Origin of the sequence: Paraburkholderia sabiae (genome assembly GCF_030412785.1) — a bacterium.
Lineage (GTDB): Bacteria > Pseudomonadota > Gammaproteobacteria > Burkholderiales > Burkholderiaceae > Paraburkholderia > Paraburkholderia sabiae.
Genome location: NZ_CP125295.1, coordinates 460768 through 473109 on the forward strand (window position 1 = coordinate 460768; position 12342 = coordinate 473109).

The 12342-nt window shown below is 62.6% G+C and carries 9 protein-coding genes; 5 read left to right on the forward strand and 4 right to left on the reverse strand.

Going from position 1 to position 12342, the window contains the following annotated elements; all coding sequences use genetic code 11:
• Nucleotides 1-4 precede the first annotated feature (4 nt).
• Together QEN71_RS02070 and QEN71_RS02075 are read left to right on the forward strand one after the other, a co-directional pair.
• On the forward strand, nucleotides 5-1204 hold the full coding sequence (locus QEN71_RS02070) for an acetyl-CoA C-acyltransferase (protein WP_201650813.1): 1200 nt from the start codon (nucleotides 5-7) through the stop codon (nucleotides 1202-1204).
• Nucleotides 1205-1836: 632 nt separating this feature from the next.
• The gene (locus QEN71_RS02075; RefSeq protein ID WP_201650812.1) at nucleotides 1837-2601 is read left to right on the forward strand and encodes an enoyl-CoA hydratase; all 765 of its coding nucleotides are present in this window, start codon (nucleotides 1837-1839) and stop codon (nucleotides 2599-2601) included.
• A gap of 30 nt (nucleotides 2602-2631) precedes the next feature.
• Here the strand turns inward: QEN71_RS02075 and fdhD are convergent, their stop codons facing one another.
• Nucleotides 2632-3453: a formate dehydrogenase accessory sulfurtransferase FdhD gene (gene fdhD, locus QEN71_RS02080; protein WP_201650811.1), complete on the reverse strand. Its 822-nt coding sequence runs from the start codon at nucleotides 3451-3453 to the stop codon at nucleotides 2632-2634.
• Nucleotides 3454-3573: 120 nt separating this feature from the next.
• Here fdhD and QEN71_RS02085 point away from each other — a divergent pair, with 120 nt between their 5' ends.
• Both QEN71_RS02085 and QEN71_RS02090 read left to right on the forward strand, forming a co-directional pair.
• Nucleotides 3574-4050 carry a nitrate reductase associated protein gene (locus tag QEN71_RS02085; RefSeq protein ID WP_201650810.1) on the forward strand — a complete coding sequence of 159 codons (477 nt, stop codon included), beginning with the start codon at nucleotides 3574-3576 and terminating at the stop codon, nucleotides 4048-4050.
• Between the two features lie 184 nt (nucleotides 4051-4234).
• Nucleotides 4235-7357 carry a sensor domain-containing protein gene (locus tag QEN71_RS02090; RefSeq protein WP_201650809.1) on the forward strand — a complete coding sequence of 1041 codons (3123 nt, stop codon included), beginning with the start codon at nucleotides 4235-4237 and terminating at the stop codon, nucleotides 7355-7357.
• A gap of 42 nt (nucleotides 7358-7399) precedes the next feature.
• Here the strand turns inward: QEN71_RS02090 and QEN71_RS02095 are convergent, their stop codons facing one another.
• Nucleotides 7400-7795 (reverse strand): acyl-CoA thioesterase, encoded by a 396-nt coding sequence (locus tag QEN71_RS02095; protein WP_201650808.1) that lies wholly within the window; start codon nucleotides 7793-7795, stop codon nucleotides 7400-7402.
• A gap of 241 nt (nucleotides 7796-8036) precedes the next feature.
• Here QEN71_RS02095 and QEN71_RS02100 point away from each other — a divergent pair, with 241 nt between their 5' ends.
• Complete coding sequence (locus tag QEN71_RS02100; protein WP_201650807.1) at nucleotides 8037-9905, forward strand: ABCB family ABC transporter ATP-binding protein/permease; 1869 nt, start codon at nucleotides 8037-8039, stop codon at nucleotides 9903-9905.
• Between the two features lie 589 nt (nucleotides 9906-10494).
• Here the strand turns inward: QEN71_RS02100 and murU are convergent.
• Both murU and QEN71_RS02110 read right to left on the reverse strand, forming a co-directional pair.
• Entirely contained in the window at nucleotides 10495-11184 is a 690-nt protein-coding gene (murU, locus tag QEN71_RS02105; RefSeq protein ID WP_201650841.1) for an N-acetylmuramate alpha-1-phosphate uridylyltransferase MurU, read from the reverse strand.
• Nucleotides 11185-11207: 23 nt separating this feature from the next.
• The gene (locus QEN71_RS02110; protein ID WP_201650806.1) at nucleotides 11208-12284 is read right to left on the reverse strand and encodes an aminoglycoside phosphotransferase family protein; all 1077 of its coding nucleotides are present in this window, start codon (nucleotides 12282-12284) and stop codon (nucleotides 11208-11210) included.
• Nucleotides 12285-12342: the final 58 nt, after the last annotated feature.

Sequence of the window (12342 nt, forward strand, 5' to 3'; positions counted from 1 at the left end):
TCAAATGACAAAGCAATTGCAGGACGCATATATCGTTGCCGCGAGCCGCACGCCGATCGGCAAGGCGCCGCGCGGGATGTTCAAAAACACGCGCCCGGATGAACTGCTGGTGCACGCGATCAGATCGGCTGTCGCGCAGGTGCCCGGTCTCGACACGTCGCTGATCGAAGACGCGATTATCGGCTGCGCGATTCCCGAAGCCGAGCAGGGCCTGAACGTCGCGCGCATGGGCGCGCTGCTGGCCGGTCTGCCGAGCACCGTTGGCGGCGTGACGGTGAACCGCTTTTGCGCATCGGGCGTGACGGCGCTGGCGATGGCGGCGGACCGCATTCGCGTCGGCGAGTCGGACGTGATGATCGCGGGCGGCTGCGAATCGATGAGCATGGTGCCGATGATGGGCAACAAGCCGTCGCTGTCGCCGCATATCTTCGATCGCAATGAAGACGTCGGCATTGCGTACGGCATGGGCCTGACGGCCGAGAAGGTTGCCGAGCGCTGGAAGGTGAGCCGTGAGCAGCAGGACCAGTTCTCGGTCGAATCGCATCGCAAGGCGTTTGCCGCACAACAGGCGGGCGAATTCGCCGACGAGATTTCGCCGTACACGATCATCGAGCGCTTCCCCGATCTCGCGACGGGCGAAGTGCGCGTGAAGTCGCGCGAAGTGGCGCTCGATGAAGGCCCGCGTGCGGACACGTCGATGGAAGGGCTGGCGAAGCTGCGTACCGTGTTTGCGAACAAGGGCTCGGTGACGGCGGGTAACAGCTCGCAGACGTCGGATGGCGCGGGCGCGCTGATCGTCGTGTCGGAGAAGATTCTCAAGCAGTTCAATCTCACGCCGTTGGCGAGGTTTGTCAGCTTTGCTGTGCGTGGGGTTCCGCCGGAGATTATGGGTATTGGGCCTAAGGAGGCGATTCCGGCTGCGCTGAAGGCGGCGGGCTTGAAGCAGGACGATATCGACTGGATCGAACTCAATGAGGCTTTTGCTGCGCAGGCTCTGGCTGTGATCGGGGATCTTGGGCTGGATGTCTCCAAGGTCAATCCGCTCGGCGGCGCCATCGCGCTCGGGCACCCGCTCGGGGCGACGGGTGCGATTCGTGCTGCTACTGTGGTTCATGGCTTGCGCCGCAGGAATTTGAAGTACGGGATGGTGACGATGTGTGTTGGCACTGGGATGGGGGCTGCTGGGATTTTCGAGCGCATGTGATGTTTTGCTTGCGGCGCGGTTTTGCTAGTTTTTTTCTGGCATCCGCGTTTTGTTATCGGTCTATTGGCGTTGCCCCTGTGCGGGGCGGCACCTACTTTTCTTTGCAGCGGCAAAGAAAAGTAGGCAAAAGAAAGCCGCTTCAAACCTCCGGTGCCCGCCAGCAAAACGCTTCGGCATACCGCAGTTGAGCTGTCGCGCAGCGACGCAAACACTCCGTAGAAAGCCCGCAGCCAGGCGCGCGTGTCGTGAAAGATGACATCCACCTGGGGCACATTCGGTCGGCTTGTATTGTTCGCCCGCCGTCGGTTTACGGCGGTATGTGTTCCGGACGGTGTGGGTTTTTCGCGCCGTGCGCGGTTGACTGCGGGCTTTCTACGGAGTGCGGAGGTGACTGCGCGATAGCTCAAAGAACGTGCGCTGTGCTGTTATCCTGGCGGGCACCGGTGGTTCAAGAGCGGCTTTCTTTTGCCTACTTTTCTTTGCCGCTGCAAAGAAAAGTAGGTGCCGCCCCGCACAGGGGCAACGCTAGCAAACCGATACGGCAACGCGGATGCCAGCGTAAGAAACTGCATTCCACCCGCTTCGCGGAAACAGAAGCAAGAAGCAACGAGCAACGAGCAAGGAGACACGCAGTGGAAATCACACTAACCCGCACGCACGACGTGCTAACGATCGCATTTAATCGAGCCGAAAAGAAAAACGCGATCACGGCAGCGATGTACCAGACGATGGCCGACGCGCTAGTCGAAGCGCAAGCAAACCCGGAAATTCGAGCGGTCCTGATCCGCGGCAGCGCAGGCATCTTCAGCGCCGGCAACGATCTCGAAGATTTCATGAAGCAGCCGCCCGTCGGCGAAAACGCGCCCGTGTTCCAGTTCCTGCGCGCGATCAGCTCGGCGGAGAAGCCGCTGGTGGCATCGGTAGCGGGCGCGGCCGTCGGTGTAGGCACAACGCTGCTCCTGCATTGCGATCTCGTCTACGCCGCCGACACCGCGACGTTCTCACTGCCCTTCTCGCAACTCGGCCTGTGCCCGGAAGCCGCGTCGTCATTGCTGCTTCAGCGAGTGGCAGGTTATCAGGCAGCGGCCGAAAAGCTGATGCTCGGCGAACCGTTCGACGCCAGGGAAGCACAGCGCATGGGCTTCGTGAACCGTCTGCTGCCCGCCGCTGAAGTCGACGCGTTCGCGCTGCAACAGGCGCAGAAGCTGGCCGCGCTGCCCGCGTCGTCGCTGCGCGTCACCAAGCAGATGATGAAGCGCGCGGCACAGCACGAAATCCAGACGCAAATGACGGAAGAAGCCGTCCACTTCGCGAAGATGCTGCTCGCGCCCGAAGCGAAGGAAGCGTTCAAGGCGTTCTTCGAAAAGCGCAAGCCGGACTTCCGCCAGTTCAACTGAGCGGCAAGCCAGGCGGAAAGGAAACGGGCGTCACACGGTGTCGTAATCGACGAAACTCGACTCGCGACAGAAACTCACCAGCCGCACGCCCGCTTCGCGCGCAATCGTGATGGCCAGCGACGACGGCGCCGAAATCGTCGCGACCATCGGAATGTCGACGCGCGCGGCCTTGCGCACCAGCTCGTAGCTCGCGCGGCTCGACAGAAAGACGAAGCCTTCCCGCGTATCGACGCGATCCAGCGACAGTCGCCCGATCAGCTTGTCGAGCGCGTTGTGACGGCCGACGTCCTCGAATGCACAGCGGATCGCGCCCGTCGCATCGCACCACGCGGCCGCGTGCAGGCCGCCCGTCATCTTCGTGAGCGCCTGGTGCGCGGGCAGTTCCTTCGCGGCGCGTGCGATCGCATCCGGCGCGAGGCGCTGCAAAAAGCCGGTGTCGGGCACGCGCTCCGGCGTCAGATCGAGCAGATCGATGCTCTCGATCCCGCACACGCCGCAACCCGTGCGTCCCGACAGCGCACGGCGCTTCTCCTTCAACGCGGCAAACGCCTGCTGCACGACGGTCAGCTGCACTTCCGCATGCGGCAACTTGCCGTCGCGGAATTCGACCTCGATGTCCTGAATGTGCGCGCCACGCTCGACGATCCCTTCCGAAATCGCGAAGCCGACCGCGAATTCTTCGAGGTCGCGCGGCGTGCACATCATCACCGCATGCGAAATGCCGTTGAAGACGAGCGCGACAGGCCATTCCTGGCCGACATGATCGGCGACGCTCTCGACCGCGCCGCCGCGGTGGCGGCGCACCGCTTGCTCGACGATGCCCGGCTGTTCGCCCGTATCCAGTTCGTTCACCTGCTGACTCCTGCGCTAGAGCAGCGACCCGGCTGCCCGAAGGCCGCCGCGCCGCGAATAAGGTTCTAAAATACCTCAGACCGGCTTAGCGCGTTGGCCGCCGAATAAGAGGAATCTGTCATGGGACTCAATGATGCGCCCCTGCTGTTCAACTTCGAGGTTGAATCTTCGGAGAATCTGAAATTCATCCCGATGGTCGTCCGATTCAATCTCGACCGCTTCGGGCTGCGGATTTCGCTCGAACAATGGCAGATGCTGCCGCACGAAGACCGCGCGTTACTGGCGCGCTTTCCCGTCGAAGAGGACACGGCGATCGAGCCGAACTTCGATCACGCCCTGTTCGAGATGATGCGCACGCACGCGAACGTCGAGCCCGAATGGTTCACGCCCGAGGATAACCCGGCATGGCGCGACACTGCAGTCGTGCCGGAAACCGTGCTGAACCAGGCGCAGCTCGCGAATCTCGCGCCGCCGGGTGCCGCGCAATGGGCGCAACTCGCGCCGTTTCAGCGCTACGTGCTCGCCAAACTGTCGCGCAAGGCGGCGAGCAACCATGATTTCGTGCCGGCGATGAAGGAATTCGGCCTCGCTAGCTGAATCCGGCGCAGGATTTTTTCGCTTTTTGCCCTCAATCTCTTCCGAACGCTGCCGTTATCCAAAGGTTGGCGCGTAAAAGCGCGCCGCGCCCGGTTGCGCCTGTTTCGTCCGCGTCGCGCTCGCGCCGCGACTGAACGGCGCCGTCGCGCGCCCCGCCTGCAGGATCGAACGACGTTCGGAACCTATGATCTCTTTTCTATCGAAGCGGCTGCTGATCAACCTGGCCGTGGTTGCGGCTGCCGTCGGCGCGAACGCGTTCGTCGCGTACACGCAGATTTGCGGACAGCGCGATGCCGATGCGCGCACTGCCCGTTCGACGGCCATCCGTCAGAACCTGGAAGCCTATCGCTCGACGCTCGAGGACGGCCTCGGTGTGCTCGGCCGCTACGAGGCGTCGGCCGAACCCGCGCCCGAGAAGGCCGTCGCGAACATGACCGCGTCGCTTGCACAGATCGACCGGGCGCTGCATGAGCAGCTCGCGGGACAGCCGCGCGTCGCCGGCGCGCTCGACGACCTCACGGTCAACGGCAAGCGCCTGCAGCAGGACATCGCCGTCGCGCTCGCCAAAACCACCGCGCCCGAGCAGGACGGCTCGCGTGCATGGGCTGCGCAGACCTACACGCGTCTCGGCATGGAAGTCGACCGGCTCGAAGCGCACATGGATCAACTGCGCGCGGAGGAAGACCGCGCGCTGAAGGACGCGCTCGAAGCATCGACGCGCGATTCGCGCTACGCGATGCTCTTTCTCGTCGTGACGATGCTTGCGGGCGGTGGGCTGCTCATCTACACGTTCGGCGCGCGCGAAAACGTCGCGCGGGAAAAGCTGCGCATCGCCCGCGCGCTGCACCGGAACGACGAGCGCTTTCGCGGGCTGTTCGAGCAGCATCCCGTGCCGATGTATATCTTCGATCGCGACACGCTGCGCTTTCTGGCCGTCAACACGGCGGCCGTCCAGCAGTACGGCTACTCGGAGAGCGAGTTTCTGGCGATGACGGTGCGCGCGATCCGCCCGCATTCCGAAGTGACGCGACTGGAGACGCACTTGCAGCGCAGCGACGTGACGCCGGGCGGCCCGCGCACGATGGCGGGCGTCTGGCATCACCGGCGCAAGGACGGCTCGCAGATCAGCGCGGACATTTCCTATCACGCGATGACCTTCATGGGCCGACCCGCGCTGTTCGTGCTCGCCGACGACGTCACCGAGCAGATCAACGCGGAAGCCGAAGCACAGCGTTCGAACCAGATGCTGGAAACGGTGATCGACAACATTCCGCAGCGCATTTTCTGGAAGGACAAGGAACTGCGCTATCTGGGCTGCAACATGGCGTTCGCGCGCGACGCGGGCCTCGCGTATCCGGAGCAGGTGATCGGCAAGCGCGACGAAGACATGCCGTGGCGCGGCTTCGCTGAAGGGCTCGCGCGCCAGGACACGGAAGTCATGGCGTCCGGCGTGCCGAAGATGAACTACGAAACCGATATCGTGATCGACGGCGTGCATCGCACGACGGTGACGAGCAAGCTGCCGTTCACGGACAGCGACGGCCGCGTGATCGGCGTGCTCGGCTCGTACACCGACATCACCGAGCGCAAGCGCGCCGATCTCGCGTTGCGCCTGCAAAGCCGCGCGCTCGATGCGAGCGTCAACGCGATTCTGATTACGGGGCCTTCGAAGGAAGGCAATCTGATCGAGTACGTGAACCCGGCGTTCAAGCGCATCACGGGCTATGACCCGCAGGAAGTGATCGGTCAGGATTGCCGTCTGTTGCAACGCAATGACCGCGATCAGGAAGGCATCGCCGCGATCCGTCAGGCGCTCGCGGCGAACCGCGAAGTGAGCGCGGTGCTGCGCAATTACCGCAAGGACGGCGCGCTGTTCTGGAATCAGCTGTATATCGCGCCCGTGCCGGATGCCGACGGACAGACGACGCACCACATCGCCGTCATCAACGACGTGACGGCGTTGATCCGCTATCAGGAACAGCTCGAATATCAGGCGAACTACGACAGCCTCACGCGTCTGCCGAACCGCAATCTGCTGCGCGACCGGCTGCAGCATGCGCTGATCGTCGCGCAACGGCATCACAAGGGCGTAGCCGTCGTGTTCATCGATCTCGACGGCTTCAAGAACGTCAACGACAGTCTGGGTCACAGCGTCGGCGACCGGCTGCTGTCGGTCGTGGCCGATCGTCTCGCGCGTGCCGCGCGCGCAAGCGATACGGTCGCGCGTCATGGCGGCGACGAGTTCGTGATCGTGATGACGGATACCGTCGACGAACAATCGCTGATCGCGTGGATGGAACGCGTGCGCGCGTCGATTTCGGAGCCGGTGTGGCTCGACGGCACGGAGTTGTACGTGGGTTGCAGCATGGGCGCGAGCCTCTTCCCGCAGGACGGCGACGACGCCGAAACGCTGATGAAGAAGGCCGACCTCGCGATGTACCGCGCGAAGGACATGGGCCGCAACACGTTCCAGTTCTATCAGCCGGAGATGAACGTGTCGGCGGGCGCGCGCCTGAATCTGGAGCGGCGTCTGCGCCGCGCGCTGCGCGACAACGAGTTTCTGCTGCACTACCAGCCGCAGGTCGATATCGAAACGGGGCAGGTGGTCGGCATGGAAGCGCTGGTGCGCTGGCATGACCCGGAAGTCGGCCTGATTCCGCCGTCGCAGTTCATTCCTGTCGCCGAGGAAAGCGGCTTGATCGGGCCGTTGTCGGAGTGGGTGCTGCGCGAAGCGTGTCGCCAGAACAAGGCGTGGCAGGACGAAGGATTGCCGCCCGCGCGGGTGTCGGTGAATCTGTCGGCGCGGCAATTCCAGCAGCGCGATATCGCGAAGCTCGTGATGCAGGTGCTAGAGGAAACCGGTCTCGATCCGCAGTATCTGGAGCTCGAACTGACCGAGAGCACCATCATGCGCAACGCGGAAGAAGCCGTGTCGATGCTGAACGAACTGCACGCGCTCGGCATCGGTCTTGCCATCGACGACTTCGGTACGGGCTATTCGAGCCTGAGCTATCTGAAGCGCTTCCCGGTGGACCGCTTGAAGATCGACAGATCGTTCGTGTCGGATATCGGCGAATCGTCGGACGACGAGACGATCACCTCAGCGATCATCGCGCTCGCGCACTCGCTGAATCTGCAGGTGATCGCGGAAGGCGTGGAGACGTCGACGCAGCTCGACTTCCTCAAAGAGCGCGCGTGCGACGAGATGCAGGGCTATTACTTCGCGAAGCCGCTGCCGCACCACGCGATTCCCGGCATGTTGCAGCGTGGCGCGGAGAGCGCGGCGATCGCAACAGCCGACGCCTGAGCGCAAGCGTGCCGCGCCTGCAACGGGCGCGGCAGGCGGAATTTACTCCAGCGGCGGCAACGCGCGCGGGCGGCGGTCGCTGTCGGTCGCGACGTAGGTGAGCGTCGCTTCCGTGACCTTCACCGTTTCTTCCGCGAGGCTCATGCGCTGCGCGTAGACCTCGACGGAGACCGTCACCGACGTGTTGCCCGTCTTCACGATATCCGCGTAAAAGCTCAGCAGATCGCCGACGAACACCGGCTGCTTGAACACGAACGAATTGACGGCGATGGTCGCGACGCGGCCGTTCGCGCGGCGGCTTGCGGGAATCGAGCCGGCAATATCGACCTGCGCCATGATCCAGCCGCCGAACACATCGCCATGAACGTTCGCATCCGACGGTTGCGGGACGACGCGCAGCGCGCACGATTTCTGCGGGAGTTGGGGAGTCTGGGTCATCGGGGCATCCATAGAATCAGTTGAGCCTGCAGCGAGCGCTCTCACGACGACGCGATGACCGGGACACATCGTACGGTCAGCGCGGCGAAAGCGGCGCCAGCCGGCTTCTGCGACAATATTGCTAGATCAGGAATTGTACGGGAAAGCGCACGCTCGAACTTATTGCGAGCGCATCGCGTTCGCCCGTCACATTCCCTACGAGTCGCGCGTCAAGCGTGCAGGCATTCCCACAATACAAATCATGCGTCGCTATTCCGCTTCGTCCGAACCGTCGCCGATCTCGAATCAGCCGCGCAACGACTGGCAAACCATCGTTTCGCTGCTGCCTTATCTCGCGACCTACAAGTGGCGCGTCGTGTTCGCGCTCAGCAGCCTGATCGGCGCGAAGGTCGCCAATCTCGGCGTGCCTGTCGTGATGAAGCACATCGTCGACAATCTCGCTTCCGTTCGGCATCTGACGGCGCTCGGGCGCGCGACGAATGCGCCCGGCATCGTGCTGCTCGGCGGCGTGGGACTGCTGGTGGTCGCGTATGCCGTCGTGCGTCTGTCGACGTCGCTCTTCACCGAACTGCGCGAGATTCTTTTCTCGAAGGTCACGGAAAGCGCTGTGCGCCAGCTTGCGCTGAAGGTGTTCCGGCATCTGCATTCGCTGTCGCTGCGGTTTCATCTGGAACGGCAGACGGGCGGCATGTCGCGCGATATCGAACGCGGCACGCGCGGCATCACGCAACTCATTTCGTATTCGCTGTACAGCATTCTGCCGACGCTCGTCGAATTCGGACTCGTGCTCGGCTTTTTCATCGTCAAATACGAGGCGTATTACGCGATCGTCACGGCGATCGCGCTCGTCGCGTACATCACATACACGGTGAAAGTGACCGAGTGGCGCACGCATTTTCGCCGCACGATGAACGAGCTCGATTCAAAGGCGAATTCGCGCGCGATCGATTCGTTGCTGAACTACGAGACGGTCAAGTACTTCAACAACGAAGAGTGGGAAGCGCAGCGTTACGACGAAAACCTGAAGCGCTACCGTGCGGCTGCCATCAAGTCGCAGAATTCGCTGTCGGCGCTGAACTTCGGGCAACAGGCGATCATCGGTATCGGCCTCGTGTTCATCCTGTGGCGCGCGACGCAGGGCGTGATGGCGGGGCGGCTCACGCTCGGCGATCTCGTGCTGATCAACACGTTCATGTTGCAGCTTTACATTCCCCTGAATTTTCTGGGCGTCGTGTATCGCGAGCTGAAGCAGAGTCTCACCGACATGGACCGCATGTTCACGTTGCTCGGCGCCGCGCGTGAAGTGCCCGACGTGCCGGGCGCCGCGCCGCTCGTGGTGCGGGGCGCGCAGGTCAGCTTCGAGCGCGTGAACTTCGCGTATGAGCCGTCGCGTTCGATCCTGCACGACGTGAGCTTCACGATAGCTGCGGGCACGACGACGGCTGTGGTCGGCCATAGCGGCTCGGGCAAATCGACGCTCGCGCGTCTGCTGTTTCGCTTCTACGATCTGGATCGCGCGATGGGCGGCGCGATACGTATCGACGGACAGGATATTCGTGACGTCACGCAGGATTCGCTGCGCGCGTCGATCGGTATCGTGCCGCAGGATACGGTGCTCTTCAACGACACGATCTACTACAACATCGCGTATGGGCGTCCTTCCGCGACACGCGACGAGGTGATTGCGGCGGCGCGCGCGGCGCATATTCACGAGTTCATCGAGAGCTTGCCGAAGGGGTATGAGACGCCTGTCGGCGAGCGCGGATTGAAGCTGTCGGGTGGGGAGAAACAGCGCGTTGCGATCGCGCGGACGTTGCTGAAGAATCCGCCTGTGCTGCTGTTCGACGAAGCGACGTCGGCGCTTGATTCGCGTTCTGAGCGGGCTATCCAGCATGAACTCGATCAGATTGCGCGTGAGCGGACGACCTTGATCATTGCGCATCGGTTGTCGACTGTTGTGCATGCGCAGCAGATTATTGTCATGGACAAAGGGCGCATCGTTGAGCGTGGGACTTTTGCTGCTCTTCTACAGGCCGGTGGGCTGTTTGCTCAGATGTGGGCCTTGCAGCAGGAGCGGGCGGGGGCTGCGCATGTTGGTGAGGTTGAGTAGGGTTGGTTTTTTTGCTGCGCTGGCATCCGCGATTTACTGGCATCCGCGTTGACGTATCGGTTTATTAGCGTTGCCCCTGTGCGGGGCGGCAGTTACTTTCTTTGCCGCCGCAAAGAAAGTAACCAAAGAAAGCGGCTTCAAACCTCCAGTGCCCGCCAGGATAACGCTGCGCCATGCCGCAGTTGAGCTGTCGCGCAGCGACGCAAACACTCCGTAGAAAACCCGCAGTCAGGCGCGCGCGGCGCGAAATGTGACATCCACGTGGGGCACATTCGGTCGGCTTGTTTTTGGTGCGTGCCGCCGGTTGATTGCGGCGGTATGTGCTCCAGACTGTGTGTGGGTTTTCGCGCCGTGCGCGGTTGACTGCGGGCTTTCTACAGCGTGCGGACGTTGCTGCGCAATCACTCAAAGAACGTGTGCCGTGGCGGCATCCTGGCAGGCACCGGAGGTTCAAAAGCGGCTTTCTTTTGCCTACTTTTCTTTGCCGCTGCAAAGAAAAGTAGGTGCCGCCCCGCACAGGGGCGACGCATGAAGCACCGATACGAAACCGCGGATGCCAGCGCGACGCGACGCAACGCAACCGCACGCACTACAACATCAAAACCTTATCAAGCGCCTGAAGCTGCGCGGGAGTCCCAACATTCTCCCAAAGCCCTTGATAAAGCTGCCCGGTAGCGCGCCCAAGCGCGATGGCATCGCGATAATAAGGAGTCAGAGCCCGCCGCGTCCCAGGCGCGATATCCCTAAACATCCGCGTGTCATAGACGCCAATACTGCCAAACGTATACCGCGGCGCGCCGTCCAAAGACAAACGCCCGTCGCCAGAGAGAACAAAATCGCCTTCAGGATGAAACGAAGGATTAGGCACCATCACAAGATGCATCCCGGGCACATCGAGAGCGGCCAAACGCTCGCATTCCAGCCGCAACGAAGAATAATCAAAATCCGCATACACATCGCCAGCGACAGCCACGAACACTTGCGACGCACCGGCGTCTTCGATCAACGGCAAAGCCTGAGCAATCCCGCCTGCCGTTTCGAGCGCATCATGCTCCGCCGAGTACCGCAACGAAACGCCATACCGCGAGCCATCGCCGAGCGCAGCCTCGAACTGCTCTCCAAGCCACGCATGATTGATCACGATCGTCGTGAATCCCGCGCGCGCGAGTCGCTCGATCTGCCATTCGATCAAAGCCTTGCCGCCCACTTTCAACAGCGGCTTCGGACACGTGTCCGTCAACGGCCGCATCCGGTCGCCGCGTCCGGCGGCGAAGATCATCGCTTTGTTCAAGTGCTTCCCCGTCAGAACGTGTAGCCGACTTCGGCCGCGCGGCCTTCGAGGTCGTCGAGCAGTTTCGCGAACGGCACGAGCGGCCGGTAGCGTTCACACACCTTGCGCGCATAACCGATGAAACGCGGCAGATCCGCCATGTAATGCGGCTTGCTGTCGCGATAGTTGATCCGGCAGAACAGTCCCAGCACCTTGATGTGCCGTTGCAGTCCCATCCATTCGATCTGTCGGTAAAACTCGCCGAAGTCGGGATCGACGGGCAAGCCGGCCTTTTTCGCGCGCTCCCAGTAATAAGCGAAGCAGTCGAGTTCGAACTCCTCGTCCCAGCCGATGAACGCATCGCGCAACAGCGACGCGACGTCGTAGGTGATCGGGCCGTACACAGCGTCCTGGAAATCGAGAACGCCGGGATTCGGACTCGCGATCATCAGATTGCGCGGCATGAAATCGCGCAGCATGAAGACCTGTGGCTGCGCCATCGCGCTCGCGACCAGCAGCGCAAACGTGCGATCGAGCACGCCGCGCGTGTTGTCGTCGACCTCGCGGCCCAGATGCCGGCCGATGAACCATTCCGGCATCAGCTCCATCTCGCGGCGCAGGAACGCTTCGTCGAACGGTGGCAGCACGTCGTCGCGCGACGCGAGCTGCCAGCGGATCAGCGCATCGAGCGCGGCGCGCATCAGCTGTTTCGCTTCGGCAGGACTGCTGTCACGCAAGGTGGACAGATACGACTGCGTGCCGAGATCGGTGACGAGCATGAAGCCCGCGTCGAGATCGACTTCGAGCACGCGCGGCACATGCACGCCCGCGTCGGCCAGCAAACCGGCCACCTGGACGAATTCGCGGCACTTTTCGGGCGGCGGTGCGTCGACGGCAATGACTGTCGATGCCCCGCCCGCCAGCTCGGCGCCGCTCCCCGCGAGGCGGAAATAACGGCGAAAGCTCGCGTCGGCGGAAGCCGGCTGAAGGGTGGCGAGGTCGAGACGGTAGCGGTCGGCGTGAGTGCGCAGCCAGCCGTTGAGAAGCTCGAGTCGTGTGTCCGCCGTCGAAGAAGCGGATGTAAGGGAAGATGCAGGGGAATGCGTCATGAAAAGCAGGCGACAAAATCGGGGTGGGCAACGTCTTGCCATATAATACCCCACGACT